At 70.6% G+C, this 26681-nt stretch carries 24 protein-coding genes, 3 tRNA genes and 1 pseudogene; 17 read left to right on the top strand and 11 right to left on the bottom strand.

Going from position 1 to position 26681, the window contains the following annotated elements; all coding sequences use genetic code 11:
• Nucleotides 1-168 precede the first annotated feature (168 nt).
• The 3 genes from fabG to ACFPIJ_RS12980 all read left to right on the top strand — a co-directional run bounded on the left by fabG (nucleotide 169) and on the right by ACFPIJ_RS12980 (nucleotide 3346).
• On the top strand, nucleotides 169-930 hold the full coding sequence (fabG, locus tag ACFPIJ_RS12990) for a 3-oxoacyl-ACP reductase FabG (protein WP_203848355.1): 762 nt from the start codon (nucleotides 169-171) through the stop codon (nucleotides 928-930).
• 10 nt (nucleotides 931-940) lie between these two features.
• Nucleotides 941-2122 carry an acyl-CoA dehydrogenase family protein gene (locus ACFPIJ_RS12985; RefSeq protein ID WP_380114991.1) on the top strand — a complete coding sequence of 394 codons (1182 nt, stop codon included), beginning with the start codon at nucleotides 941-943 and terminating at the stop codon, nucleotides 2120-2122.
• A 156-nt stretch (nucleotides 2123-2278) separates the two neighbouring features.
• Nucleotides 2279-3346, top strand: coding sequence for an acyl-CoA dehydrogenase family protein (locus ACFPIJ_RS12980; RefSeq protein WP_380114990.1), 1068 nt, complete (start codon nucleotides 2279-2281; stop codon nucleotides 3344-3346).
• 80 nt (nucleotides 3347-3426) lie between these two features.
• Here the strand turns inward: ACFPIJ_RS12980 and ACFPIJ_RS12975 are convergent, their stop codons facing one another.
• The 4 genes from ACFPIJ_RS12975 to ACFPIJ_RS12960 form a co-directional block, all read right to left on the bottom strand.
• Nucleotides 3427-3882, bottom strand: coding sequence for a MaoC family dehydratase (locus ACFPIJ_RS12975; RefSeq protein WP_380114988.1), 456 nt, complete (start codon nucleotides 3880-3882; stop codon nucleotides 3427-3429).
• Nucleotides 3883-4049: 167 nt separating this feature from the next.
• Nucleotides 4050-7508 carry a S8 family serine peptidase gene (locus tag ACFPIJ_RS12970; RefSeq protein ID WP_380114987.1) on the bottom strand — a complete coding sequence of 1153 codons (3459 nt, stop codon included), beginning with the start codon at nucleotides 7506-7508 and terminating at the stop codon, nucleotides 4050-4052.
• 278 nt (nucleotides 7509-7786) lie between these two features.
• Nucleotides 7787-8830: a mechanosensitive ion channel family protein gene (locus tag ACFPIJ_RS12965; protein ID WP_380114986.1), complete on the bottom strand. Its 1044-nt coding sequence runs from the start codon at nucleotides 8828-8830 to the stop codon at nucleotides 7787-7789.
• 30 nt (nucleotides 8831-8860) lie between these two features.
• Entirely contained in the window at nucleotides 8861-9034 is a 174-nt protein-coding gene (locus ACFPIJ_RS12960) for a hypothetical protein (RefSeq protein ID WP_380114985.1), read from the bottom strand.
• 40 nt (nucleotides 9035-9074) lie between these two features.
• Here ACFPIJ_RS12960 and ACFPIJ_RS12955 point away from each other — a divergent pair, with 40 nt between their 5' ends.
• Nucleotides 9075-9767 (top strand): HAD family hydrolase, encoded by a 693-nt coding sequence (locus tag ACFPIJ_RS12955; protein ID WP_380114984.1) that lies wholly within the window; start codon nucleotides 9075-9077, stop codon nucleotides 9765-9767.
• On the opposite strand, the gene ACFPIJ_RS12950 is transcribed toward ACFPIJ_RS12955, so the two are convergent.
• On the bottom strand, nucleotides 9764-11035 hold the full coding sequence (locus ACFPIJ_RS12950; protein ID WP_380114983.1) for a cryptochrome/photolyase family protein: 1272 nt from the start codon (nucleotides 11033-11035) through the stop codon (nucleotides 9764-9766). The two genes, ACFPIJ_RS12955 and ACFPIJ_RS12950, sit on opposite strands and share 4 nt — an antisense overlap.
• A gap of 119 nt (nucleotides 11036-11154) precedes the next feature.
• A pseudogene (locus tag ACFPIJ_RS12945) lies at nucleotides 11155-12045 on the bottom strand (phytoene/squalene synthase family protein); the annotation flags it as partial.
• Between the two features lie 60 nt (nucleotides 12046-12105).
• Between ACFPIJ_RS12945 and crtI the strand changes: the two are divergent.
• The 9 genes from crtI to ACFPIJ_RS12900 all read left to right on the top strand — a co-directional run bounded on the left by crtI (nucleotide 12106) and on the right by ACFPIJ_RS12900 (nucleotide 18549).
• Complete coding sequence (crtI, locus tag ACFPIJ_RS12940; RefSeq protein ID WP_380114982.1) at nucleotides 12106-13602, top strand: phytoene desaturase family protein; 1497 nt, start codon at nucleotides 12106-12108, stop codon at nucleotides 13600-13602.
• Nucleotides 13599-14135, top strand: a complete 537-nt coding sequence (idi, locus tag ACFPIJ_RS12935; RefSeq protein WP_380114981.1) for an isopentenyl-diphosphate Delta-isomerase — start codon at nucleotides 13599-13601, stop codon at nucleotides 14133-14135. Before crtI ends, idi begins: the two co-directional genes overlap by 4 nt.
• Nucleotides 14132-15037 carry a MerR family transcriptional regulator gene (locus ACFPIJ_RS12930; RefSeq protein WP_380114980.1) on the top strand — a complete coding sequence of 302 codons (906 nt, stop codon included), beginning with the start codon at nucleotides 14132-14134 and terminating at the stop codon, nucleotides 15035-15037. The genes idi and ACFPIJ_RS12930 overlap by 4 nt, the downstream gene beginning before the upstream one ends.
• Nucleotides 15038-15238: 201 nt before the next feature.
• Nucleotides 15239-16111, top strand: a complete 873-nt coding sequence (locus ACFPIJ_RS12925; protein ID WP_380114979.1) for a polysaccharide deacetylase family protein — start codon at nucleotides 15239-15241, stop codon at nucleotides 16109-16111.
• A gap of 132 nt (nucleotides 16112-16243) precedes the next feature.
• Nucleotides 16244-16316 (top strand) — tRNA-Glu (locus tag ACFPIJ_RS12920).
• A 23-nt stretch (nucleotides 16317-16339) separates the two neighbouring features.
• Nucleotides 16340-16413: transfer RNA gene (locus tag ACFPIJ_RS12915), tRNA-Asp, on the top strand.
• A 13-nt stretch (nucleotides 16414-16426) separates the two neighbouring features.
• Nucleotides 16427-16500: transfer RNA gene (locus ACFPIJ_RS12910), tRNA-Phe, on the top strand.
• A gap of 275 nt (nucleotides 16501-16775) precedes the next feature.
• A complete protein-coding gene (locus tag ACFPIJ_RS12905) occupies nucleotides 16776-17549 on the top strand; it encodes a hypothetical protein (protein ID WP_380114978.1) in 774 nt (257 codons plus the stop codon).
• Between the two features lie 361 nt (nucleotides 17550-17910).
• Nucleotides 17911-18549 (top strand): hypothetical protein, encoded by a 639-nt coding sequence (locus ACFPIJ_RS12900; RefSeq protein WP_380114977.1) that lies wholly within the window; start codon nucleotides 17911-17913, stop codon nucleotides 18547-18549.
• Between the two features lie 55 nt (nucleotides 18550-18604).
• On the opposite strand, the gene ACFPIJ_RS12895 is transcribed toward ACFPIJ_RS12900, so the two are convergent.
• Both ACFPIJ_RS12895 and ACFPIJ_RS12890 read right to left on the bottom strand, forming a co-directional pair.
• Nucleotides 18605-18997, bottom strand: a complete 393-nt coding sequence (locus tag ACFPIJ_RS12895; RefSeq protein WP_239136110.1) for a hypothetical protein — start codon at nucleotides 18995-18997, stop codon at nucleotides 18605-18607.
• Nucleotides 18998-19045: 48 nt separating this feature from the next.
• The gene (locus tag ACFPIJ_RS12890) at nucleotides 19046-19483 is read right to left on the bottom strand and encodes a hotdog fold thioesterase (protein ID WP_380114976.1); all 438 of its coding nucleotides are present in this window, start codon (nucleotides 19481-19483) and stop codon (nucleotides 19046-19048) included.
• Between the two features lie 109 nt (nucleotides 19484-19592).
• Here ACFPIJ_RS12890 and ACFPIJ_RS12885 point away from each other — a divergent pair, with 109 nt between their 5' ends.
• Both ACFPIJ_RS12885 and ACFPIJ_RS12880 read left to right on the top strand, forming a co-directional pair.
• Complete coding sequence (locus ACFPIJ_RS12885; RefSeq protein WP_380114975.1) at nucleotides 19593-20954, top strand: ABC transporter substrate-binding protein; 1362 nt, start codon at nucleotides 19593-19595, stop codon at nucleotides 20952-20954.
• 43 nt (nucleotides 20955-20997) lie between these two features.
• Nucleotides 20998-21246, top strand: a complete 249-nt coding sequence (locus tag ACFPIJ_RS12880; RefSeq protein ID WP_380114974.1) for a hypothetical protein — start codon at nucleotides 20998-21000, stop codon at nucleotides 21244-21246.
• Between the two features lie 116 nt (nucleotides 21247-21362).
• Here the strand turns inward: ACFPIJ_RS12880 and ACFPIJ_RS12875 are convergent, their stop codons facing one another.
• Nucleotides 21363-22631: a peptidase MA family metallohydrolase gene (locus tag ACFPIJ_RS12875; protein ID WP_380114973.1), complete on the bottom strand. Its 1269-nt coding sequence runs from the start codon at nucleotides 22629-22631 to the stop codon at nucleotides 21363-21365.
• 87 nt (nucleotides 22632-22718) lie between these two features.
• Here ACFPIJ_RS12875 and ACFPIJ_RS12870 point away from each other — a divergent pair, with 87 nt between their 5' ends.
• Nucleotides 22719-23225 (top strand): hypothetical protein, encoded by a 507-nt coding sequence (locus ACFPIJ_RS12870; protein WP_380114972.1) that lies wholly within the window; start codon nucleotides 22719-22721, stop codon nucleotides 23223-23225.
• Nucleotides 23226-23559: 334 nt separating this feature from the next.
• On the opposite strand, the gene ACFPIJ_RS12865 is transcribed toward ACFPIJ_RS12870, so the two are convergent.
• Together ACFPIJ_RS12865 and ACFPIJ_RS12860 are read right to left on the bottom strand one after the other, a co-directional pair.
• Nucleotides 23560-24768, bottom strand: a complete 1209-nt coding sequence (locus ACFPIJ_RS12865; protein ID WP_380114971.1) for an ABC transporter substrate-binding protein — start codon at nucleotides 24766-24768, stop codon at nucleotides 23560-23562.
• 81 nt (nucleotides 24769-24849) lie between these two features.
• Nucleotides 24850-25668: an alpha/beta hydrolase family protein gene (locus ACFPIJ_RS12860; RefSeq protein ID WP_380114970.1), complete on the bottom strand. Its 819-nt coding sequence runs from the start codon at nucleotides 25666-25668 to the stop codon at nucleotides 24850-24852.
• Nucleotides 25669-25751: 83 nt separating this feature from the next.
• Between ACFPIJ_RS12860 and ACFPIJ_RS12855 the strand changes: the two genes are divergently transcribed.
• The gene (locus ACFPIJ_RS12855) at nucleotides 25752-26288 is read left to right on the top strand and encodes a bacterial proteasome activator family protein (RefSeq protein ID WP_380114969.1); all 537 of its coding nucleotides are present in this window, start codon (nucleotides 25752-25754) and stop codon (nucleotides 26286-26288) included.
• Nucleotides 26289-26681: the final 393 nt, after the last annotated feature.

Genomic DNA, 26681 nt, shown 5'->3' with positions numbered 1-26681 from the left:
AACAGGCTTGAGTGCGAGCGCAGCGAGCATAGGGGGTGTGGGGTGGCGCAGCCCCCCGCCGGGACGCCGCGCCAGCGGTGGCCCAGCTAACACAGCCCAACCAGCTGTGAACAATCTGCACTCCTAGTGCCTTTTCAGGACCGTGTCTCAGGGGTGAGGATCGGAGGCATGACTGAGACACAGGCCCGCGTGGCGATCGTGACCGGCGCGGCCCGCGGCATCGGCGCCGCGACCGCCCTCCGCCTGGCTGCCGACGGGCTCGCCGTCGCGGTGCTCGACCTGGATGAGGGCGCCTGCAAGGACACCGTCGAACAGATCCGGGCGGCCGGCGGCTCCGCGCTCGCCGTCGGCGCGGACGTTGCCGACTCCGGTGCGGTGACCGCCGCCGTGACCCGGGTCGCCGACGAGCTCGGCCCGCCGGTGGTGCTGGTCAACAACGCCGGTGTGCTGCGGGACAACCTCCTGTTCAAGATGAGCGACGACGACTGGGACACGGTCCTGGGCGTGCACCTGCGCGGCGCGTTCCTGATGAGCCGGGCGGCACAGGTGCACATGACGGCGGCGAAGTTCGGGCGGATCGTCAACCTCTCCTCGTCCTCCGCGCTCGGCAACCGGGGGCAGGCCAACTACTCCGCGGCCAAGGCCGGACTGCAGGGCTTCACCAAGACGCTGGCGATCGAGCTCGGCCCGTTCGGCGTCACCGTCAACGCCGTGGCGCCCGGGTTCATCGCCACCGACATGACCGCCGCGACCGCCACCCGGATGAAGGTCGACTTCGAGGCGTTCCAGACGGCCGCCGCCGAGCGCATCCCGGTCCGCCGGGTCGGTGTCCCCGCCGACGTCGCCCACACCATCTCGTTCCTCGCCAGCGAGGGCGCGGGGTTCGTCTCCGGTCAGGTCATCTACGTGGCCGGCGGCCCGCTCAACTGAAAGGGCGATCATGACCTCAGCAGGACTCACGAGGGACTTCCTGGCCGCGCACGACCCGCACGCGCTCGCCCCGCTGGACTTCCTGCGGGCCCGCTTCGACGCCGGGCTGGCCTGGGTGCAGTTCCCGGAAGGGCTCGGCGGCCTCGGCCTGCCCCGCGAGGAGCAGTCGGCGGTCGACGAGGCGTTCGCCGCGGCGGGCGCCCCCGACAACAACCCGCGCCGCATCGGCATCGGGCTCGGCATGGCGGCGCCCACCATCCTGCGGCACGGCACCGACGAGCAGCGGCGCCGCTGGCTGCGCCCGCTGTGGACCGGCGAGGAGGTGTGGTGCCAGCTCTTCAGCGAGCCCGGCGCCGGCTCCGACCTGGCCGGCCTGGCGACCCGCGCGGTCCGCGTCAGTGACAAGGACGGGGACGGCTGGATCGTCGACGGGCAGAAGGTGTGGACGTCGATGGCGCACGAGGCGCGCTGGGCGATCCTCATCGCCCGCACCGACCCGGCCGTGCCGAAGCACCAGGGCATCACGTACTTCGTGCTCGACATGACCGCGCCCGGGGTCGAGGTGCGGCCGCTGCGCCAGGCCACCGGTGAGGCGGAGTTCAACGAGGTGTTCCTGACCGGGGTCCGCATCCCCGACACCGACCGGCTCGGCGCGGTCGGCGAGGGCTGGGCGGTCGCGCAGACCACGCTGATGAACGAGCGGGTCGCGATCGGCGGCGGCGCGGCGCCTCGCGAGGGTGGCGTCATCGGGGTCGTGACCGACGTGTGGCGCAAGCGCCCCGAGCTGCGCACCCCGGCACTGCACGACGCGCTGCTGCGGCTGTGGGTCGAGGCGGAGGCGGCCCGGCTCACCGGGACGCGGCTGCGCCAGCAGTTGACGGTCGGCCAGCCCGGGCCGGAGGGCTCCGCGGCGAAGCTGCTCTTCGCCCGGCTCAACCAGGAGATCTCCGCGCTGGAGCTGGACCTGCTCGGCGAGGAGGGGCTGCGGCACGACGAGTGGACCATGCGGCGGCCGACGGTGGTGGACTTCGCCGGACGGACGGCCGGGTACCGGTACCTCCGGGCGAAGGGCAACTCGATCGAGGGCGGCACCTCGGAGATCCTGCGCAACATCGTCGCCGAACGGGTCCTGGGACTGCCGCCGGAGCACCGGCTGGACAAGGACGTCGCGTGGAAGGACCTGCCCAAATGACCGGCCAGCGAAGCGCCTCGGGCCGGTCATCAGGGGCCCAGTGTTGGGTCAGGCGCCCGGAACGAAGTGAGGACGCATGACCGGCCAGCGAAGCGCCTCGGGCCGGTCATCAGAAGCCCAGTGTCAGGTCAGGCGCCCGGAACGAAGTGAGGACGCATGACCGACCTGCTGTACAGCGACGTCGAGGAGGAGCTGCGCGCCAGCGTGCGCTCCCTGCTGACCGACCGCGCCGGGTTCGAGGCCGTGCTGGCCCGGATCGAGTCGCCGGAGCCCGTCGACCTGAAGTTGTGGCGGGCCCTGGCGGTGGATCTCGGCGTCGCCGGCCTGCCGGTCCCCGAGGCCGGCGGTGGGGCCGGCGCGTCGTGGCGGGAGACCGCGGTGGTGCTGGAGGAGCTGGGCCGCACGGTCGCGCCGGTGCCGTTCCTGGGCAACTCGGTGCTCGCCGTCGCCGCGCTGCTCGGCACCGGCGACCCGCTGCTCGACGCGGTCGCCGCGGGCAGCCGCACCGCGACCCTGGCCGTGCCGCTGTCCGCCGGCGCGCTGAAGACCTGGACGGTCACCGCCGAGGGCGACCGGCTGGACGGGACCGTGACCAGCGTTGTCGACGCGGGGGTCGCGGAGGTGCTGCTGGTGCCGACCGCGGCCGGGCTCTTCGCGGTCGAGGCGGCCGACGCGGAACGGACCCCGGTCGTCAGCTTCGACCTGACCCGCCCGCTCACCGACGTCACGCTGCGCGGCGCGCCCGGCCGGCTGATCAGCGCCGACGCCGCCGGGCCGGTGGAGCGGGCGTTGCGGGCCGGGGCGGCGCTGCTCGCCTCGGAGCAGCTCGGCGTCGCCGAGTGGTGCCTGACGACGACCGTCGCATACGTGAAGACGCGGCGGCAGTTCGCCCGGCAGGTGGGGTCGTACCAGGCGATCAAGCACCGGCTCGCGGACCTCTGGGTCAGCGTCACCGAGGCCCGTGCGGTGGCCCGCTACGCGGCGGACTGCCTCGCGACCGGGGACCCGGACCTGCCGGTCGCGGCGGCCCTTGCCCAGGCGTTCTGCTCCCCGGTGGCGGTCAAGGCCGCCGAGGAGTGCGTGCAGCTGCACGGCGGGATCGGCTTCACCTGGGAGCACCCGGCGCACCTGTACCTGAAGCGCGCCCGCTCCAACGCCGTGACCTTCGGCTCCGCCGCATCCCACAGAGCCGCCCTGTCCGCCCTGGTAGCCCTCCCGGGCTGACGTCGCCCTCCCGGGCTGACGTTGATCCGGTAGACCTTGTGCACCTATGACTGCACGAGGTCTACCGGATCATGGGAAAGCTAGATCAGCAGACGGGTGAGGGACTCCGCGACGCAGACCGGCTTCTCGTGGCCCTCGCGCTCGATCGTCACCTTGTTCTTCAGCTGCAGCCAGCCCTCGCCGAGGTCGTCGGCGACCAGGAGCTGCACCGTGGCGCGCACCTTCGAGCCGACCGGCAGCGTGGCGGGGAACCGCACCTTGTCCAGGCCGTAGTTGATGCCCATCCGGACGCCTTCGACCCGGTACACCTCGGCGGCCAGCACCGGCAGCAACGACAGCGTCAGGAAGCCGTGGGCGATGGTGGTGCCGAACGGTCCGGCGGCGGCCTTCTCCGGGTCGACGTGAATCCACTGGTGGTCGCCGGTGGCCTCGGCGAACTGGTTGACCTGCTCCTGGGTGATCTCCCGCCAGCCGCTGTGGCCCAGGACCTCACCGACTGCCGCCAGCAGCTCACCCGCACTCGCAAACGTCCGCATGACCTGATCCTGCACACACCGTGCAACATCCGTCAACGAGTAGGCCTGAGTGCGTCGCATGGGGGGTGTGGGGTGGGAACCCCCCACTGCTTTTCCGGCGAAGCCGCCGCGGAAGTAACAGCGGCCGGCCCCGTGGATCGGGACCGGCCGCCGGGTTCAGCAAGGTGCTACGTGCCGATGCGGTTGAGCTTCAGCGTCACACCGATGTCGGTGTTGACGATGGTCGTGCCCGGGACGGCCGCGGTGACCACGGAGGTGGTCACCCTGCCCGTGCCTGGGAGCAGACCCTTCACCGTCACGGTGTAGGACGTCGACGCACCGGGCACCGGGTCGGTGCTGGTGACGTAGAGGTCCGTGGTGGGCAGCGTGTTCAGGGGCAGGCCCTGACCGCCGGTGCCGGCCTCGTTCTCGGCGCCGACCACGAGGTTCTGCCCGGCAGGCAGGCTCGAGACGGTCCCGAAGTCATACGAGAACGCGATGTCCTGCGGGCCACCCGAGCCCAGCCAGACCTGGAACCTGCGGGTGTTGGTGGTGCCGAAGTCGTTCACCCGCCACTCGACCACGGTCCAGGTGCCGACGCCGTCGGTGAGCACGTTGATCAGCAGACCAGTCGCGCCGGTGCCGTCGAGGTCGGTCCAGAACGGGGCGAGCACGTTGTTCGGCTTCGCGGGATTCGGGATCGGGCTGATGTCACAGCAGTTGTTGTTCTCGGTGCTGTCATCGCTGCCCGGATACAGGTATCCGTTGGAGTCGACGGTGAGCGAGCTGTACTCGACGCCGTTGTACTTGAACGGTGGCACGTTGAACGTCGTCAGGTTCTCGTCGCCGATCGGGGTCACCAAAGTGCCCCCGAACAGGTCGAGCGGGATGTACCCGGCGATGGTGCCCGGGGCGATCGACGGTGTGCCCGCCACCGCGCCGGCGAGCGGCGCGTTCTTCTTCTCCGCCTTGAACGGGTGGACCACCGTGGCACCGCTCGCGCCGACGATCGGCAGGTTGAGCGTGGACGTGGTGGTGAAGTCCGCCGTGGTGTCGTTGAAGGTCTGGTTGGTGGCCGTGACCGTGCAGGTGCTGTTCTGCAGCAGCGTCAGCGACGCCGGGCTGCACGCCTGGGTCACCGTGACGTTGCCCTGCTGCGGGATGAACGCGACCGGCAGGTGCAGCGCCGGCACGCTCGAGCTGACCGGCTTCAGCCGGACCTCACCGAAGTACTGCGCCTTGGGCGCGTTGGACTTGATGGTGATGTTGATGGTCGCGGTCTTGCCCGGTGCGACGGTGAAGACAGCCGGCGAGACCGTGATGGAGGAGCCGGCCGGCGACGTCGTCTCGACGCGGTAGGTCTGCGTCTTGTTGGTGACGTTCTTCGCCGTGCGCACCGCGGTGAGCTTGCCCGGCATGATCGGGGCGTTCACCGACGGCAGGTTGATCTGCACCGCGTTGACCGGGTCGTTGCCCAGCGCGAACAACCGGTCGGCCGTCTCGTCGAAGGTGAGACCGGGGTTGGCGGCGAGGTTGACCTGGACGCGACCGGCGCCGAGATCGAACGGGTCGGCCGGAGTCGTCCCGTTCTCCTTCTTCACATTGGTGGTCGCGGTGGTCATCAGCGAGGACTTGATCTGACCCGGGGTGAAGTCCGGGTGGGCCGCCTTCTCCAGGATGGCGGAGCCGGCGATGTGCGGCGACGACATCGAGGTGCCGGCGATGGCCATGAAGTACTGGCCGGGCGGGCCGCCGGCGGCGTCGTCCAGGACCGGCGTCTGGCCGGCCAGGATCTGCGCACCGGGCGCGGTGATGTCGGGCTTGATGAACTGGCCGCCGGGGCCGCGCGACGAGAAGCTCGTCATCACGTCACCGGTGCCGATGACCTTCTCGCCCTGGGTGAACGACGCCTTGATGCCCGGGTGGGCCGCGACGTAGTTCAGGAACGCCGTGCCGTCGGCCAGGTGCACCGTCGGCAGCCAGTGGTTGTCGCTCAGCGCGTCAGCCGCCGGGTTGTTGTAGAGGATCATGCCGGCCGCGCCGCCCTGCTGGACGTTGAAGCCCTTCATGATGCGGCCCGGGCTGCGCTGGCACGCCACGATCTTGCCGACGAAGATCCCGGGCGGGGCCGGAACCTCGCAGGTCGGGCTGTTGTACGGCGGTGCCGACGCCAGCACGACGTTGGTCGGCGTGCTGATGCCCTGCGTGATCGAGATGCCCTTCAAGACCGTCTGGGTGCCGTCGGTGGAGCTGACGGTCAGGGTCGACTCGAAGGAGCGCTTCTGGGTCGACGCGGCGACGGTGGTGACCCAGCCCGACAGGTGGTCGGACGTGGACGCGCCCGGACCGGAGTTACCGGCGGAGGCGGCCACGAAGACGCCGGCCTTGTAGGCGTCGAAGAACGCCAGCTCCACGACATCGGTGTACGGGCTCGCGCCACCCGAGATCGAGAAGTTGATGACCTTGACGCCGTCCTTGATCGCCTGGGCGACCGCGGCGGCCGAGTCGGTGCTGTAGCAACCGGTCGCGCCACAGACCTTGTACACCGAGACCCAGGCACCGGGCGCGACGCCGTTGATCGGCCCCCGCTCGACGCCGAGGACGTTCGCCGAGGCGACCGGGTTACCGGCGGCGGTCGACGCGGTGTGGGTGCCGTGACCGTCGGAGTCGCGGGCGGTGTACCCGAACAGCTCCACCGGCTGGTTGGCGTTGTACGTGTCCAGGAAGCCCTTGCCACCGATGAGCTTGTTCTGGCACACGAACGGGTCGGCGGCCGGGGTCAGCGGGTTGTCCCCGAAGTCGCAGGCGCGCGGGGTCCCGTCTGCCTTCGCGGGCGGGGCGCCGAGGTTGCCGTTGTCCGCAAACGACGGGTGCTCCGGCCACACCCCACTGTCGAGCGAGCCGAAGATGACGCCCTTACCCGCGTTCGGCTTGCCGCCGAGCGACGGGTAGACCTGGTCCGCCCCGATGAAGCTGGTGCTGGAGTCGGTCTGCGGCGCACGCGCCGCGTCGGACTGGACCGCCACGACATTGTCGATCCCGAGAATCGAACCGATCTTGTTCGCCGGCACGGTCAGGGCGATGCCGCCGTAGACCGTCCGCAACTTCTGGCCGATCTTGGCGTCCGGGACCTGCTTCTGCAGTTGTCCGAGGAATTTGTCCTCGATTGCCTTGATGCGGCTTTCGTAACGCTGTTCCGCGGTACTTCCGGAAAGCGCCTTACCAGTGACGGACGGGCTCGTCGCCTCATATCCGGCAATGCCGCCGGAGTATGTCGCGGTCGAGTCGTAGTCCAGCTTGACGGCAATCGACAGCCGGGTGCTGTCGGTGCGGTTGAGCAGGGATGGGTCGGTCTTTGCCATGCGGCTCGTCGGCGACTTGGCGGCCTCGACCTGCTTTGCCAGCGAAGCTCCCGGCACCGGCGTCAAACTGCCGTTCTGCACCGGTGCTGCCTGGCTCGGGCTGGCCGAGACCATTACGAGCAGTGGCGGAACGAGTGCGGACGCCATTGCGGCGCGCACCCATGTCCGTCGGCTCATCATGCCCCCTCTCATGGACGGGCTGGTGTCCGAAGGGTTTCTTCCGTGCTCCCCCGTTGATCCCCCCGTGCATTTGCTCGGGCGTGCCCACCCTCGGTCTACGCGCACGCCGTCGCCGCATATCTCGAATGCTCGATATACGCCCGTCACAACATGCCAGTTTTCGAGACCGCGGAACAGAGGCAATCACTCCGCGGAAAAGCGCCGAACAGGGGTTGTAGGGCAATGTCGAGGGTTCAACGGGGCAGCCGCGGGCGCATATCAACAAATTGCAATGTCCTACTGATCCCGAGTAGGACGAATTAGGCGCGAACGGTGTTTTGCGTTGATTCCGCGGGAAACGACAAAACCCGCCCTCTCGGGCGGGTTTGTCGCTGGTGGGCGGGTCAGGCGTCGTCGCGTGGCGGGTTGATGACCACGGTCTGGTCGGAATCCTTCGGCGGCGGGGGGACCGGCCGCTGGGTGGGGACCTGGATCTGACCACCCGGAGTAACGGGCGGCACGGTCGGGGGCACGGTGGGGACGATCATCGTCGGCGCGTCGACGGCGGATTCGGTGGCCCTGGTCGCCGCAGCCTGCCGCGCCGCCTCAGCGGCCTCGGCCTGGCGTGCCGCCTCAGCGGCCTCGGCCTGGCGTGCCGCCTCAGCGGCCTCGGCCTGGCGTGCCGCCTCCGCGGCCTCAGCCTGGCGGGCGGCCTCGGCTTGGCGGGCGGCCTCAGCTTCGGCGGCACGGCGGGCCTCGGCCTCCTCGCGGCGGGTCTGCGCGGCGACCCGGACGCGCTCCGACACCGCCGGCGCCTCCTGCTCGACCCGGGTCAGCCAGCCCTCCCACCGCTGCTGCATCGGGCGGACCAGGCCGCCACCGACCCCGACGACGAGGATGCCGGCGATCGTGGCGAGCACCGCGATCAGCACCGGCGTGGTCACCGAGGTGGCGATGCCGATCTGGTTCAGCGCCGCGATGACGCCCAGGCCGAGCACGAAGCAGTACCCGAGGTTGGCCAGGAGCCGCCCGTACGACAGGCCACCGAGCGCACCGGTCACCAGCTCGCGCAGCCCGTTCGCGAGGGCCGCGGCGACAACCACGATGACGATGGCGACGGCCGCCTTCGGCAGCCAGGAGACCACGGTGTCGATGAGGTCGGAGACCGGGTTCGGCCCCCACACGCCGAACGCGATCTGCAGGGTGAAGAGCAGGATCGCGAAGTAGACCAGTTTGGCGATCAGGTCGCCGGCGTCGACGCTCGTCCGCGACAGCGCCCGGCCGACCCCGCCGCGTTCGACCAGCCGGTCGAAGCCGACCCTGGCCAGCACCTTGCGGACCCCCGCCCGCAGCAGGACCGCGAGGCCCCAGCCGACCAGCAGGATGACGAGGAACAGCAGCAGTGACGGCACGAAGCGGACAACGTCGCCGAGGGCATCACGGACCATGCGCTGATGGATGCCCATCCATCAGCAAACTCAATCGTCCATGCCGGCCAATCCCTTCGGGCTGTCCGGCTCGGTGGCATGCTCCGGCCCGCCGGCCAGCTGATCGGCCAGCGTGACACTGCAGTGCTCCACCGCGAAGTCGCCGAGGTCGTCGACGTCAAAGCCGGGGAACGGCTCCGCTACCCGCACCTGTGGCTCGGTCATATTTCCAGTGAAACCCCCCGTGGGTGGGTACAACGGACGCATGACCAAACCAGTGACCGGTGTGCTCTTTGATGTCGACGGGACCCTCATCGACAGTGTCTATCTGCATACGACGGCCTGGTGGCAGGCGTTTCGACAGTACGGCCACGACGTGCCGGCGGCCCGGATCCACCGGGCGATCGGCATAGGGTCGGACAAGATCCTGGACCATCTCCTCGGGGAGCAGCACGACACCGGCGGCGACGACGCGCTCCGGGCGGCGCACGCCAGCCTGTACGCGACCAGCTGGACCTCGCTGCGTCGGCTCCCTGGGGCGCAGCGGCTGCTGGAGACCTGCGCGGACCGCGGGCTGCGCAACGTGCTCGCCACGTCGGCGTCGAAGCCCGAGCTCGGCGCGCTGCTGCGCTGTCTGGACGCCGACCCGGTCATCGACACCGTGACCAGCGCCGACGATGCCGGGGAGAGCAAGCCGGCGCCGGACATCGTGGAGGTGGCGCTGCGCCGGTCGAAGCTGGACGCCGAGGAGGTCGTGTTCGTCGGCGACTCGGTCTGGGACGTCCAGGCCGCGGGTGCCCTGTCGATCCCGTGCATCGGCCTCACCAGCGGCGGGCTGTGCGCGGCCGAGCTTCTCGACCACGGCGCCGCGGCCGTCTACGCCGATCCGCAGGACCTCCTCGACCACCTCGACGAGGCACTGACCACGGCGTTCCGGGTCGCTCTCACCAGCGTCTAAAACTTGAGCGGCGCCGGGTATCCGGGCGGCGGCTCCGGCAGGTTCCACGGCTCGTGCACGGCCTTGCCCTCGATGCCGGCCAGCTCCGGCACGTAACGGCGCACGTAGTCGCCCACCGGGTCGAACCGGTGGGCCTGCCGGATCGGGTTGAAGCGGCGATACGGCTTGGTGTCGTTGCCCGTGCCGGCCACCCACTGCCAGTTGCCGTAGTTGTTGGCGACGTCCCCGTCGAGCAGCAGGTCGAAGAAGTGGTCGCCGCCGGCCCGCCAGTCGACGTTCAGGTGCTTGGTCAGGTAGGAGGCGGTGATCAGCCGGGCCCGGTTGTGCATCCAGCCCTCGGCGAGCAGCTGCCGCATGCCGGCGTCGACGATCGGGACGCCCGTGTGGCCCTCGCGCCACGCCTGCAGCGCGTCGGACTCGTCCCGCCAGTGCTCCTCCGCCGACGCACGGTATGCCTTGCGCCGCAGGTCGGGGAACGCGAACAGGACCTGGTGGTAGAAGTCGCGCCAGCACAGCTGCCGCACGAACGGCTCGGCGCCGGGGCGGCCCTCGACCCTGGCCGCGACCTCCCGCGGCGACAGGCAACCGAAGTGCAGATACGGGCTCAGCCGGGACGTCTTGTCGGCCGCCATCGCGTCGTGGTTGTCCTCGTAGCCCTCCAGCCGCGGCAGCCACGCGGTGAGCCGTTTCCGGGCCGCGGACTCGCCGCCGGTCGAAGCGGGCCGGTCCTTGCACCAGGACGCCGGCAGGTCGTCGGGCAGCTGCAGCTTGCGCGGCGCGCCCTCGACGTCCCGCCACCGCTGCGCCTGCCAGGCCCGCCAGTAGGGAGTGAAGACCTTGTAGTGCTCGCCGCCGCCGCTCCCGGGCCGGACCGCGCCGGGCGGCACGACCGTGACCCCGGGAAACGTCTTGAGCGCGATGCGCTCGCCGGCGCAGGCCCGCTCCAGGCGGCGCTCCCGGTCGCGGGCGTAGCCACTGACGTCGGCCGCGACGCCGATGCCCTCCGCGCCGACGGCCTTCGCCACCCGCACCGCCTCGGCGGCCGGGTCGCCGCGCAGCTCGACCAGGTCGGCGCCGCGCTGCCGCAGCGACGCCTTCAGGTCGGTGAGGCACTCCTCGAGGAACCGGCGCCGGTTGTCGCCGGCGGGCAGCGCCGGGTCGTGCACGAACAGCGGGACGACCCGCTCGGCGGCCCGGGTGGCCGTCGACAGCGCGGGATTGTCGTGCACCCGCAGGTCGCGGGTGAACAGGACGACGGCGACCTTCATGCCGCGCTGCCGCGCAGGTCCAGCACCGGCGGGAGGTGCCGGTCGGCGGCGGGCTCGCGGGGGTGCGGCACGGTGAAGGGCGGGACGGCGGGCAGCCCGTCGAACACGTCCGACGGGGTGCCCGGGATCGGCACCGGCGCGCCGGGACGGGTCAGCAGGCAGCGCAGGGCGACGAGGATGCGGCGCGCCTTCGGCACCGTCGCACGGCGGACGAACACGTCGTGGTCCTGCGCCTCGACCTCGTCGAGGATGCCGCCGTAGAGCCGGAACGCGGCCCGCATGCAGGCCTGCGAACTCGGCGCGAGCATTGGGATCCCGACCGCGGCGGCCTGGTAATGCGCCCGTGCGCGCTGCACCTCGTACACCATGAGGCTCTTGATCTTCTGACTGCTGTGCCGCTCGCGGGCGGCGTGCTCGAGGTCCTCGCGGGTGACGCCGAACCGGCGCAGGTCCTCGGCCGGCAGATAGATCCGGCCCCGCTCCAGGTCCTCGGCCACGTCCCGGATGAAGTTCGTGAGCTGGAAGGCGAGACCGAGCTGGCGGGCCGGCTCGCGCGCGGCGGCCCGGTCGGACGACTCGAGGATCGGCAGCATCATCGTGCCGATCACCGCGGCCGAGCCCTCCATGTAGTCGAGCAGGTCGGCGTAGGTTTCATAGTCGGTGACGGTGAGGTCCATCGCCATGCTGTCGAGGAACTTGCGGAAGTCCTCCAGGTCGATGTCGAACACCTGGATGGTGTGCAGGACCGCGGGCAGCAGCGGGTCGTCGGTCGGCGCGCCGGAGAGCCCGAGCACGAACCGGTCCGCCCACGCCTCGAGCTCGCTCGCGCGTTCCCGCGGGGTCAGCGCCCCGGTGCGGTCGACGATCTCGTCGGCGTAGCGGGTGAACCCGTAGAGCGCGTGCACGTGCCGGCGCTTCCAGGCGGGCAGCAGCCTGGTTGCCAGGTAGTAGGTCCGGCCGTGCTGGCGGTGCAGCGCGCGGCACCGCTCGTAGGCGGCGGTCAGGTCCATGCTGCCTCCGTAATCGACGCACCAATCGACGCAACCTGGAGCCTACGCTACCCTGGAAAAATGCGGGTAGTGAAAGGACCGACCGATCGGGTGGTCGTGGTCGGTGCGGGTCTCGGTGGGCTCGCCGCGGCGATCCGGCTCGCCGCCGCCGGGCGCGAGGTCACCGTTCTGGAACGGGAGGACTACCCGGGCGGCCGGGCCGGGAAACTCTCGCTGGACGGCTACGAGTTCGACACCGGGCCGACCGTGTTGACGATGCCGTCGCTGCTGGAGGACCTGCTCGGCACCGTCGGCGAGGATCTCGCCGGCTGGCTGCCGATGACCCGGCTCGACCCGGCCTACCGCGCGCACTTCCCGGACGGCTCCACGCTCGACGTCATCGCCGACACCGCCCGGATGGCCGGCGAGGTCGCCCGGGTCTGCGGCGCCCGCGAGGCCGACGGCTACCTGCGCTTCGTCGACGACGCGCGGGAGCTGTGGCGTCTGGAGCGCGACGACTTCATCGACCGCAACCTCGACCGCCCGCAGGACCTCGTCACCGCCAACCTGTGGCGGCTGCTCGTCCGCGGCGGCTTCGGGCGGCTCCAGTCGAAGGTCGACAGCTACTTCGCCGACCCGCGGACCCGGCGGATCTTCTCCTTCCAGGCGATGTACGCGGGGGTCGCCCCGCACCAGGCGCTCGCCCTCTATGCGGTGATCGCCTACCTCGACTCCGTCGCCGGGGTCTACTTCCCCAAGGGCGGCATCCATGCGGTCTCCCGCGCCCTCGCCGACGTCGCGACCAAGCACGGCGTGACCATCCACTACGGCGCCACCGTGGCGTCGGTCTCCGTGGCCGCCGGCCGCGCGACCGGTGTGGTGTGCGCCGACGGGCGCCGGTTCACCGCCGACACCGTGGTGCTCAACCCGGACCTGCCCGTGGCGTATCAGGACCTGCTGCCGCCGGTCAGGTGGCGCAACCCGTTGCTGGGCAAGCTGCGATACTCGCCGTCGTGCGTGGTGCTGCACGTGGGGTCGCGGCAGTCGTACGGTGCGATCGCCCACCACAACATCCACTTCGGCCGGGCCTGGCGGGAGACCTTCGACGAGGTCATCAACCAGGGCCGGCTGATGACTGACCCGTCCCTGCTGGTCACCAACCCCACGCGCACCGACCCGTCCCTCGCGCCGGACGGCCGGCAGACGTACTACGTGCTCGCGCCGACCCCCAACCTCACCGCACCGTTGCTGGACTGGCGCGGCTCCCTCAGCGGCACCTACCGCAGCGAACTCATCGACACCCTTGAGCAGCGCGGCTACGTCGGCTTCGGCGACGCCATCGAGGTCTCCCGGTTCGTCACGCCGGCCGACTGGGCCGATCAGGGCATGGCCGCCGGCACGCCGTTCGCCGCGGCGCATACGCTGCGCCAGACCGGACCCTTCCGACCGGGCAACCTCCACCCCACACTGTCCAATGTGGTCTTCGTCGGTTCGGGGACCCAACCGGGGGTCGGCGTGCCGATGGTCCTGATCTCCGGCCGCCTTGCCGCCGAGCGCATTACGGGAGTGGTGTCGTGAGCCGCGAATCGCATCTGGTGGAGCTGGTCGACTCGGGTGGTGGCGCCGTCGGGTCGGCCACCGTGGACGAGGCGCACCGCGCTCCCGGCCTGCTGCACCGCGCCTTCTCCGTCGTGCTCGTCGACGACGCCGGCCGGTTCCTGCTGCAGCAGCGGGCCGCCGTGAAGACGAGGTTCGCGCTGCGCTGGGCCAACGCGTGCTGCGGCCACCCGATGCCCGGCGAGAAGGTCACGGACGCGGCGCAGCGCCGGCTGGCCGAAGAGCTCGGCGCCGGCACCCTGCCGTTGCGCGAGGTCGGGGTGTACGTCTATCAGGCCGCCGACCCGGCTTCCGGGCGGGTCGAGTTCGAGTACGACCACGTGCTGGTCGGCTCCGCCAGTGACATCTCGGACTTCTCCGTCGATCCGGACGAGGTCGCCGCGCTGGAATGGGTTGCCGGGGACGAGCTCGCTTCGCGGCTGTCGCAGTCCCCTGACCGGTACGCACCCTGGCTGTCCGGCGTCGTGTCCGCCTGGCGGGGCGCCACGGCATGACGGCTACGGCGGCGTATTCGGCGGGCGCGGTGGCCCGGCGGCTCGGCGTCGCCGTGACCACGCTGCGGACCTGGCATCAGCGGTACGGGATGGGCCCGTCCCTGCACGAGCCCGGGCACCACCGCCGGTACACCGAACAGGACATCGAACGCCTCGAGGTCATGCAGCGCCTGATCGTCGAGGGCGTCGCACCGAACGAGGCGGCCCGATGGGCCCTGTCGTCCGCTTCCGCGCTGCCGGCGCTGCCGTCCATTGCGCCATCCACTGCGCCATCCACTGCGCCTTCCTCGCCGGACCTGGTCGCGGCGGCGCGTGGCCTGCACCGCGCGGCCGCCCGGCTCGACGCGCCGGCCGTCCGGCAGCGCGTCGCCGCGGCCGTGCACGACCTCGGCGTCGTCGTCGCCTGGGACGAGGTGCTGCGCCCGGTGCTCGCCGCGATCGGCCACCGGCACGCGATCACCGGCGCTCTCGTCGAGGTCGAGCACCTCCTCTCCGGCTGCGTCTCGGCCGTCTTCGGCGCGGTCCCCCGCCCCGTGCCGACCATCCCCGCGCAGATCCTGCTCGCCTGCGCCGACGAGGAGCAGCACAGCCTTCCCCTGGAGGCGGTCGGCGCGGCCCTTGCCGCTTCGGGCGTCCCGACCCGCATGCTCGGCGCCCGGGTCCCCCCGGCGGCGCTCGCCACCGCCGTCCGCCGCACCGGCCCGGCGGCCGTGCTGGTCTGGTCGCAGCTGAGCACGACCGGCGACCCGGGCCAGCTCGAGCCGGTCCTCGCCGCGCCGCGCCGCCCCATCGTCGTCGCCGCCGGCGGCCCCGGCTGGAACGCCGCGGCGCTGCCCGCCGGGGTGTCCCAGCCCGCGACGTTGACCGAGGCATTGGTCCTGCTCACCGCGGCGATTGCCTGATCTGTTTTCCGGGTTATCCGCCTTTCTCGGCGACACCGACCTGAAAAGCATCACTACTCATCTGCGTAAAAGTCCCTTGTCGCGGTACTCCCGGGTTCGTGCCATGGCCTGAACGCAGGAGGTCGCCCGGTGCGTCCTGTCATTAGCGTGTGCCTTCACAACGCACGCCATTCACCGACCGCCGACCCCTCGGAGTTCTCGATGACCCGCACCCGCCTCGTCCTGGGAGCGCTGATCAGCGCCGCCGTCCTGGCCCTCGCCGGCTGCGGCGCCGACGCACCCTCGGCGGCATGGCACGGGTCTCCCGCCCAGTCCGGCTCGGCCGGCGGCGCGGGCGGCGGCACCCAGGCCCGCCCGATCAGCGACTCCACCGCCCAGGCGGCGGCCGGCAAGCCCAGCGCCTCCGCCTCGCCGTCCACTTCGCCGTCCGCGTCCGCGTCCGCGTCGGCATCGCCCGCCGCCGCTCCGAAGGACGGCATCATGCGGCAGACCGGCGGCGCGCAGGTCGCCCTGACCTTCGACGACGGCCCCAGCGCCGACACCCCGAAGCTGCTCGCCATGCTGCGCCAGCACAACATCAAGGCCACGTTCTGCGTGGTCGGCGTCGCCGTTCAGGAGTTCCCGCAGTACCTGCAGGAGATCGTCAAGGACGGTCACACCCTGTGCAACCACACCTGGAAGCACGACGAAAAGCTCGGCAAGAAGTCCGCCGACACCATCCGCGCCGACCTCCAGCGCACCAACGACGAGATCCGCAAGGTCGTCCCCGACGCGCAGATCAAGTACTTCCGCCACCCCGGCGGCAACTTCACCCCCGCAGCGGTGCAGATCGCCGCGGATCTGGGCATGACCTCGGTCGGCTGGTCCGTCGACCCGTCCGACTGGAACACGAAGAAGTGGTCCGGCAACCAGATGACCCAGCACATCATCACCACGGTGAGGAACAACACCAAGCCCGGCGCCGTCATCCTGTCGCACGACGGCGGCGGCGACCGCAGCGCCACCCTGGCCGCCTACAAGACCCTCCTGCCGGAGCTGAAGCAGCAGTACACCCTGGTCGCACTGCCTCTCTAGGGCTGTTGCGACACCACGATGGATACCCATTTGGCGATCGCGGAAGGGGTCACGTATGCTCTGAAAGCCTCCGGCGGGGCCGGATGGGAGCAACACCGCACGAGTCGTAGAGTATGCGATAATTGCGGGGCCGCCCTCATCGTCTAGCGGCCCAGGACGCCGCCCTTTCAAGGCGGTAGCACGGGTTCGAATCCCGTTGGGGGTACGTAGTAGTAGTGGTAAGTGCAAGGTCCTGTGGAGCAGTTGGAGTGCTCGCCGCCCTGTCAAGGCGGAGGTCGCGGGTTCAAGTCCCGTCAGGACCGCAAGGCCCATCTTGGGCAGGTAGCTCAGTCGGTACGAGCGTCCGCCTGAAAAGCGGAAGGTCGGCGGTTCGACCCCGCCCCTGCCCACAAAGCTCTTCGCCGGGCTTTACAGACCCCGACCAGCGGAAACGCGGGTCGGGGTCTTTGTCTGCGGCATGCATTCGCCCGGACAGATCCGCACGCCGCCAAGGCGTAGTTCGACCCATCACCGCCATTGCCCGATCGCAGTGTCGAATGGCTGGGGTCTTCGTCAACGCCCCGTTGCCCGGGTATCGCCGTCACGGCCTGAGCCTCGGCCACTTCGCGTGACCGGAGGATCACTGGCCTCTGGAACTGTCGGACCCTGGTCGTAGCGTGCGGGCATGAACACCTTTGACTGGGATTTCGACGACCACCCGAGCCGTGGCACGGATGTCCGGCGCCGCCTGATGCTCGACCACCGCAGCTATGACGTGACCGCGTTCGATGACGGTTCGGGCATCGTCGGGCTGCGGCTGGTCGGCTGGGATTCGGGCTATGTGTTCACGGAGCTGGTGGTCGAGCTGCCGGTCGGCGACGCGACCGACGTCGGGCAGCTGCTCGCGTCCGCGCTCGCCGGCTTCCGAGGTGGCGGCTCACCACCGCCGGGCTCGCCGCTGGGTTCGCCACCGCTGGGCCCGCCGCACTCAGGTGGTTGGCTGCCATATGACCGCTCGGCTCGGGACCCCCGACCGACGGCGCCGAAGTTCGGCCAGCCGTGGGAGCCGGCCGATCTCGAGCTGCTGGTGCGGCGTTTCCGCGAGGGCGCCACCATCAAGACTCTGACCGTTGAGCTGGGACGGACGGACGGCGCGATCCGCCAGCGGCTGCAGATCCTCGGTGAGGTCCGGCCTGCTCCTGTGGCGGAGGAGGAGCTGTCCACGGCCGGTGAGCCTGAAGGGGGGCCTGCCGTCGAGCCTGAGGGGGCACCGGTGGAGGCGCTGCGTGGTTCGTCTGAGGAGGCATCGGCGGTGGCACAGGGCGGGTTGTTGCCCCAGGGGCCGCCGGCGCGGGCACCGGGCGGCTCGGCGGTGGCACAGGGCGGGTCGCCTGAGGGGTCACCGGTGCGGGCGGCGGCGTGGGCAGCGTTGGAGGAGGTGCCGGAGAGGACTGATTGACCGGCGTGCCGGGCGGTCCACCGCGCCCTCCCGCGGTGAACCAGCCGAAGGCCGCGCCGAGCGACCCGCGGCGGCGCGTTGACGGCTGAGGACCGGTGGCTGGTTGGCGGGCGGCGGCTGACTGGGGAAGGGAGGATGGCTGACGGCCGGTGGATGAGTGAGTTACGGCGGATGGCTGACGGCCGGTGGGTGCATGCGTCGGGCGGGGTCCGACGGCGACGCCCGAAGAGCGGAGCGTGACGCCGGGGAGGCGGCGAGGCAGCCGGCCGTAGGCGCGCAGGGTTCCCTCGGCGGTGCGGCGGAACGCGCACGGCATCGGCTGGGCGCAAGCTGCGCAGCGGTCGCTGGTGGCCGACTCGACGTGGACGGCCACGGCGTGGTTCGCGGCCGCGATCTGGTCCGCGACGACCCGGTCAGCGACGACCCGATCTGCCGTGACCTGGTCAGGCATAAGTCGGTCACGCGCAGCCCGGTCTGCAGCAACCCAATCAGGCGCAACTCGGTCGGCAACAACCCGGCCAGGCACGACCCTGTCAGCAATGACCTGGTCAAGCACGAGCCGGTCAGGCGCAACTCGGTCGGCAACAACCCGGCCAGGCACGACCCTGTCAGCAACGACCTGGTCAAGCACGAGCCGGTCAGGCGCACCCCGGTCCGTAACCATCCGGTCAGTAGCGACCTGGTCAGGCGCGACTCGGTCGGCAACGGTCCGGTCAGGCTCGACGCGGTCAGGCGCGACCCGGTTCAGCACGAACCGGTCCGTGGCGATCTGGGAGTGGTGCAACGTGCGCACGTCATTCGACGTTCGCGCAGCGGGATCCGTGTGGCGTGGGCTGGGTTCGGTTGGCATCGGCGGCCCCCTCGAGGAATCGAGAAAAGGGGGCGGGCGCCCGGGGTCACCAAGGCCAGTTGGCTAGGCGAGCGCCCGCCCGTTCACCCGACCGCGCGGACCCCTCAGTCGACACACGGTCAGGGGTTCGGGCGCTGCGACGCTCGGTAACGACGTATGCACAACCTTGCCGCACCCAATGCGATTCTGCAAGTGCGAGATCGCACTAAGCGGCGCCGCGGCGGCGGAGCGTAGCGACGGCCGAGCCGGCAAGCGTCATCAGGCAGTCGGGGAGCTTGCCGTCGACCAGCGCGACGGTGAACAGTGCGGTGCCGCTCGGGATGTCCTCGTTCACGTAGGCGCTGACAAATCGAGCGACCCAGCGCTTGTCGTAGTTGGCGTCGTCGATGTCCGGGAATTCCAGGCGCCAGGGTCCGCGGGCGAGGTTCTCGCCGACCATCTCGCCGGCGAGGCGCCACGCGACGTCGTACGCGGCGCTCATCCCGCGCCGGTCGACCACCGCGTCGAAGGTGTGGACCACGCCTTCGCCGTCGCCCGCAAGGGCGGACTCCAGGACCATGGCGGCGTCCTGGTAGGTCTCGTCTCCGGGCTCATCCACGCCGACACCGTATGCGCCTCAGTCAAGCCGCGCGGGCGAAACCGTGGACTACGACCCGCCCGACGATCGACGGAGTGCGCAGGTCAGCCGGGCCGTGCAGACGCGCTCGCCGGATTCGTCGGTGATGGCGATCTCGTACGAGGCGATCATCCCACCGAGGCGCAGCGGTGTCGCGACCCCGGTGACGAGACCGGTGCGGGCCGCCTTGTGGTGGGTGGCGTTGACCTCGACGCCGACCGCGATGCCGTTGAAGAGGCGGGCCGCGTGCAGGGCCGCGCCGATCGAACCGAGGGTCTCGGCGAGGACGACCGAGGCACCACCGTGCAGCAGGCCGTAGGGCTGCGTGTTGCCGGCGACGGGCATTGTGCCGACGACCCGCTCGGGGGCCGCTTCCAGCAGGTTGATACCCATGCGTTCGGCCAGTGTGCCGTGCATCGACATGCCGTCGGGCAGGGTATCACTCTCGGTGACGCCAGTGTCCTCCATGCCGCTAGAGGTTACCGGGTGGTACGTCCGCGGCGGCCACCTCCCCACTTAAGTCCTCGGCCGGACCGCGCTATGGTGCGCACGGCACCTTTGGGGAGGAGAAACACTCATGCGCGCACGGTCGGCCAAAGCCATCGTGGGAGCAATCACCGCGATTGGTCTGTTGCTCACCGCGTCCGGCTGCGGTTCAACCGCGCAGAGTAACGGCGACACTGAGACAAAGAGTGACATTCACTTCTATGGCTCAGACGGCAACATGGCGAACTCGTTCGGCGAGGCGCTCAAGGATTCACCGGCCGTGCTCGCCGGGATGAAGGGCACGACCCCGCTGACCCCGCTCAGCGACGACTTCAAGCGCCGGGTCAGGTCCATCGACTCCAGCCTCACGGACTTCAACTACGCGGGCGAGTCGTATGACGCGGTCGTGGTGGCCGCGCTGGCCGCCGAGGCCGGCAAGTCGGTCGAGTCCGCATCGATCGCCAAGCAGCTGATCGGCGTGACCACCGGTGACAACGTGTGCGACACGATCGCCGCATGCCTGCTGGCAGCCAAGTCCGGCAAGGATTTCAAGTACCGCGGGATCTCGCTGCGTCGCAGTGGCTTCACCGATGCCGGCGAGCCGTCGTCCGCCATGTACGGCGTGCTCAACTTCGGTCGCAACAACACCATCGACGAGGCGAAGACCGAGTTCGTCGGTGCCGGTGACGAGAAGACCGAGAACAAGACCGCGGCGCCGCCCGCCAGCGGCAACAAGGGTGGCGGGAAGGGGCCGGCGTTGAAGTTCGGCCTGCTGCTGCCGAAGACCGGCGCGCTGGCGTTCCAGGGCCCGCCGATGTTCGCCGCGGCCAAGCTGGCGGTCAAGGAGATCAACGAGGCCGGCGGGGTCCTGGGCCAGCCGGTGCTGGTCGAGGAGGGCGACGACGGCACCAACCCGGACGTTGCCAAGGCGACGGTCGAGCGGTTCATCTCCTCGAACGTCCAGGTGATCATCGGCGCCGGCGCGTCGGGTGTGAGCAAGGCGGTCATCCCGCGGGTCGCGCAGGCCGGCAAGGTGATGATCTCGCCGTCGGCGACGTCGGACGAGCTGACGAAGTTCGACGACAAGGGGCTGTTCTTCCGCACCTCGCCGCCCGACATGTTGCAGGCCAAGGCGATCGCCGACATCATCATGCGGGACGGGCACACCAAGGTCGCGATCATCGCCCGGGACGACTCGTACGGCAGCGGCCTGGCCGAAGGGGTCCGCACCGACCTCATCGCCGCCGGCATCAAGGCCGGCAACATGCAGGTCCTCAAGTACGAGGCGAAAGACAACTACGACCCGAAGGCCGACGCGGCGAAGCTGTTTACGCCGATCGCGGGTCAGGTCAAGACCTTCGAGGCGACCGCGATCCTGTTGGTGGGCTTCGACGAGTCGGCACTGGTGATTAAAGCTCTGGTCGCCGCGGGCATAAAGGCTCCAACGGCCTAGCAGCACGTTCCGAGTGAAGCCCGATTGACGTGAGAGGACCAGCATGAGCGACAACGAGACCGTCGAGACGCGTGGCGACCAGCGCATCGAGCTCCTCGTCGGCGACACGAACAACGACGGCAAGCCCGACCTCTGGGCGATCGACACGGACGGGGACGGCAAGGCCGACGTGTTCCAGTTCGACACCAACGGCGACGGCAAGGTCGACATCACGATGAGTGACATCGACGAGGACGGCACGCCGGAGCAGGTCGTGGACGGCGACGGCGGCCTCCCGCCCGCGGCAGTCTGACCGATACAGCAAAGCAACCAAGCACAGCAAAGCAACCAAGCACAGCGAAGCTGCCAAGCGCAGCGAAACAACCAGGTACAGCGAAGCAACCGAGCAGCGCGGCCGAGGGGAAACCCTCAGCCGCGCTGCTGTGCTACGTAGTCCCGCCACTGCTGCTCGAGCGCGCTCACGCCGATGCCCAGCACCGAGCGGGCCGCGGACTCGACCTCCGAGACGTTTTGGAACGCCTCGTAGAACGCGATCAGCTTGGCCTCCCCGAACTTCTCCGCGATCATCCGGTTGGCCAGCCAGCTGGCGACGTAGTTGCGCGGCTCGGAGTAGAACTGGTCGTCGGTCGGCAGGGTCGAGATGGTGAGGTCGCCCAGCGCGTTGCGGATGCCGTCCGCGCGCACCTTGTCCTTCTTGTACGCGACGTACTCCGCAAACCCCTCCACCACCCACCGTGGCGTCCGGGCGGTCGTCACGGGGCCCATGGCGGCGTGCGCGAACTCGTGCGTGAGGTCGTGGGCGAGCTCCTCGGGCTGCGCCGTCAGCTGCGTCGGATTGAACACCACCCGCGTCGAGCTGTACGCCGGTGACGACGCCCAGTCACCGACCTGGTTGTAGTACGGCACCGCGATCGCCGCCACCTGCGCGACCCGCTCCTGCGACTCGGCAAAGTACGTGTCGAAGATCCGCTTGTCCTGCACGGCGGTGAACAGCACCTTGCCGTCCCAGCCGGTCGGGCGGACCTCCGCGACCTGCTTGAGGCTGGTCTCGGCCAGCTGCAGCAGGCTGCGCCCCCGCTCCGCGTCGTCGACCGAGACCACGGCGATGACACGGTCGTTGCGCAGCACCGCGACCGGCCCGGTCGAGTCCCACGGCTGACCGTTGGCGCCGAGCGGCAGGTCCTTGCCGGCCGCGTCGCCGACGATGCGCCACTTCCCCTTGACCAGCGCCACGACGGGCATCCACGGGATCGCGACCGTCTTGCTGTCCACGCCCTCGATCCGGTGCCGGATGGTGACCGCTTCGACGTGCACGGCAGCGTGGTACCGGTCGAACAACTGCGTCGGCAGGAACCTCGCCAACTGCCGCGCGGGCAGTTTGGTCCGATCGAAGCTGATGTCCGAGAACGGCATCTTGACCAGGTTGTCGAACAGCTGCTTCTGCCGCTTCGCGAACGCCGCGTCGCTCTGGTCGACGTCCGCCATCCAGGCGTTGAGATCCTTCTTCTTGACCGCCTGCGTGTGCCGCGCCAGCAGCTCCTCGATCGCCTTGACGCCGACCTCGGCCCGCATGTCGACCCACGTCGAGGACGCCAGGTCGGTCTCACCGCCGTCCCCGCCGCCGCGCAGGGCCCAGGTGGCCGCTGCCGCCCCGCCGAGGGCGAGGACCATGCTCACCACCAGAAGGGTGGTCAGGACCGGCCAGAGGAAGCTACGACGTGGTTGCGGCGGCAGTTGCGGCGGCCACCCATAGGCATAGCCGGGATGCGGCTGCGGCATTGGATGGTGTACGGGTGGCGCCCCCACCGGCGCCGCAAACCCCTGTGGCACCCCGAACTGCGGCGGCGCCCCGACGTTCGGCGGCCCGACCTGCGCCGGAACGGCGAACCCGTGCTGCTGTGGCGGCCCGAACTGCGGCGGCCTGAACTGCGGCGGCGGTCCGAACTGCGACGGAGTTGCAACCTGCGGCGCCGGCCCGGACTGCACCTGGCCGGCAACCTGTGGCGGCTCGGCAACCTGAGGGGGTGCAGCGAATGGCGGCGGCGCACCGTATTGCTGCGGGGGCACCTGCAGCGGCGTTCGCTGCGGTGGCACGAACTGCGGCAGCACTCCTTGGGCGGGCGCGGCCTGAACCGGCGCAGCCTGAACCGGCACTGCCTGCGGGGGCGCGGCCTGGGCCGGCCCAGCAGGCGGCGGGGCGGCCTGGGGCACCACGGCCTGGGGCGGCACGGCCTGGGGCGGCACCGCCCGGGGCTGCGCTGCCTGGGGTAGCACGGGCTGCGGCGGCACGGGCTGGGGCGGCCCGGCCGGCGGTGGGGCGGGTGGAGCCGCCTGCTCGGGCAGGGTTTCCGCAGCCGGTGGGCCAGGCTGGGGCGGGATGGCGGGCGACTGAGCCGGAGCGGCGGGCGCCGGTTCAGTCACCACCGCGGCGTCCGGCGGCGCGGCGACGCCGACAGGTGCGGCGTCAGTCGAAGAGGCGGCGGCGGAGGGCGCCGCCGCGGCCGGTTCGGGGTTGGTCACATTGCCTACCGACGTCGGAGAAGCGGAATCACATCCTCCGCCAGGCCGCCTCTCCTTGTCGACCCCGCCCCGGAGCCGCCGCGTCCTACCCCAGCGTGGTCAGCTCGGCGGTCAGCACGTTGGACAGCAGCGCGCCGTCCATGCGGACCTGCCGCAGGTACCAACGCTGCAGTGGGGTCCTGTTCTGGCTGAACTGCCAGCCGCCGCGCGGGCTGTCGATCTGGCCGAGCTTGCCGATGGCGGCGTTGAGCGAGAACGAGTCGAGGTTCGGCCGGCTCGCGTCGCCGATCGCCTTGTCCAGGACGGCAGCGGCGTCGTAGGAGGCCATCGCGTAGGTCGACGGGATGCTGCCGAAGACCTTCTGGTAATCGGCGATGAATCGGCGGTTGGCCGCGTTGTCCAGGTCCGGCGAGTAGTTCATCGCGGTGTAGATGCCCTGGGCGTCGGCGCCCTGCTGCTTGAGGACGTAGCCCTCGGTGAGGCTGCCGGGTGCCATGAGCTTGAAGCCGGCCGGGAACTTCGCCGCCCGGTACTGCTTGACGAAGTCGACGGCCGAGGCGCCGGCGTAGAAGGCGAACATCGCGGTCGCGCCGGAGTTCTTCACCTGGCTGAGGACCTGGGTGAAGTCCTTCTGCTGGAACGGCGTGAACCGGATGCCGTTGCCGTTGACGGTGCCGTTGGCGCCCTTGAAGTGCTCCAGGAACGAGTTGACCTCGTCGTCATCGCCGGGATAGTCGGCGGCGACGATCGCGAGGGAGCCGCCGGCGTTGTCGGCGGCCCACTTGCCCAGCGCCTGGCCGGGCTCGTTGGCCACGAACGAGGTGCGCCAGATGTACTTGGCGCTCTGCAGGCTGGTCGGGGACGCGTTGGACCCGACCAGCGGGACCGCCGCGGCCTCGACGACGTCCTTGATGGCCAGCATCGACGCGGCGGCCGCGACGCCGGTCAGCGCGAGGACCCGGTCCTCCTTGATCAGCTTCTCGGCGGCGGCCCGGCCGATCTCGGGCGTCTCGCCCTCGTCGACCCTGAGCAGCTCGACCTTGCGGTTGCCGAGCTTGAAATCGTGCAACTTGAGGTACAGCTGGAAGCCGTTGTCCATCTCGTTGCCGAGGTCCTTGCGGCTCCCGGTCAGCGGCACGATCATGCCGATCTTGACCGGCGGGCCGGTTGGCAGCGCGGAGCTGGAATCGCTGCTGCCGGTGTCGCTGCATGCGGAGAGTAACGGTGCGGTCGCGCCTGCAACGCCCGCGGCCGCGAAGAGTCGGAGCGCCTGGCGGCGGTTCAGGTGGGACACGTACTTTTCCTCCCCAGCACCCTGCGGCGGCGAGAAAACCTCGACACCCACGCTGCGTTCTACCGCCATCGCGGCGGACAGTCAATCGTCAGCTTCGGCCTCACCCCTGGTCACCGTGCCGAACGCGGCAAGGACGGCGGGCCAGGCGGCCGACAACGGATCGATCACAGCGAAGTGTTCCACACCGGCCAACTCGACCAGCGTGGTGTCGTCGCCAGCCCGGCGGGCCAGCCGGCAGAAGGCCCTGGACAGCTCGACGGGCACGATCGGGTCGTCGCTGCCGTGCACGATGACGGTGCGGACGTTCGACGGAAGGTTACGCATCGGATCCGCCGCCGCGTACGCCTCCGGAACCCCGTCCGGCGACCCGCCGAGCAGGTCCGCGACGGCACCATCGTCGAGGTCGAGCTCGTGCGCCCGGGCGAGGTCGGCGACGGGCGCCAGGGCGACGACCCCGCCGACCGCGTCGGGAGCGACCGCCGCGTACCACAGTGCGAGATGCCCACCGGCCGAGTGCCCGGCGAGGATCGGCGGGGCGACCGAGACGGGCCGCAGCCCCCGGTGCGCGATCTCCTTGGCGAGCAGGTCGGGCACGGCCACCGCGGCGGACGCCACGTCGGAGAACGTCCCGGGCCAGCCGCCGCCGGGCTGCCCGGTGCGGCGGAACTCGACGGTCGCGACGGCGTACCCCCGGTCGGCAAGATCCGCGGCGAGCGGGCCGACGTGTGTGCGGTCCCACTCGCTGCGCCAGAACCCACCGTGGATGAAAAGCACGAGTGGCGCGCCCGCCACGGCCGCGAGCCGGACGTCGGCCACCTGATCGGGGTGCTCGCCGTAGCGCAGGGTGAAGTCGGCGGGCCGGGCGGGCCTGCCCAGCACCTCACGGGGATCGCTCGTCACGGGGCGACGTTAGCGCGTCACGAAGCGTGGCAACAGGGCCCCTTGGTGGTCGTCCACACGACGGGTAGGCAAGACTAGGAACCATGGCAGAAGAGGCGCAGGACGAGTCGCGCACCGTGCTGGTGGTCGGGCCCGACGGACGTCCGCTCGGCACCATGTCCACCGACGAGGACGGCGCGGAGGACCCGAGCAAGCTGATCGAGCAACCAGCCAAGGTCATGCGCATCGGCAGCATGATCAAGCAACTGCTCGAAGAAGTCCGTGCCGCCCCGCTCGACGAGGCGGGCCGCAGCCGGCTCAAGGAGATCCACCGCCGCTCGATCCTGGAGCTGGAGGACGGGCTCGCCCCCGAGCTGCGGGACGAGCTGGAGCGGCTGTCCCTGCCGTTCGAGGACGGTTCAACCCCGAGCGAGGCCGAGCTGCGCATCGCCCAGGCACAGCTGGTCGGCTGGCTGGAGGGCCTGTTCCACGGCATCCAGGCGGCGCTCGTCGCCCAGCAGATGGCGGCCCGGGTCCAGCTCGAGCAGATGCGGGGCCGTCCGGCGCTCACCGGCGGACCGGGCGGCGTCCCGGGCCAGCCGGGCCAACCCACCCCGAGCGGCACCGGCCAATACCTGTAAGCACCCGCAGCGTCCGGGGCACCGCAGCCATCCGGGGCACCGCAGCCGTCCGGGGCACCGCAGCCGTCCGGGGCACCGCAGCCGTCCGGGGCACCGCAGCCGTCCGGGGCACCGCAGCCGTCCGGGGCACCGCAGCCGTCCGGGGCACCGCAGCCAGCTGAGGCGCCACAGTCATCTGAAGCGCCGCAGCTGTCTGAAGCGCCTCGGCTGTCTGGAGCGCCTCGGCTTGACGGGCACCGCCGCAAGGTTCTGATCGAAGGACGGACCTGGTCACCCACACGACCAGAGCCGTCCTTCGATCATGCAACGGGCCACCCACCACCAGCCCTACGCCATCAGCCCGCGAGGTGCCGAGCCGCCCGTCAGGGACGGACGCAGTCGCCAGCGCAGCGA

The organism is Dactylosporangium cerinum, assembly GCF_042653625.1.
Lineage (GTDB): Bacteria > Actinomycetota > Actinomycetes > Mycobacteriales > Micromonosporaceae > Dactylosporangium > Dactylosporangium cerinum.
The sequence above is the reverse complement of the archived record's forward strand: the minus strand, read 5'-3'. Positions and strand labels throughout refer to the sequence as shown.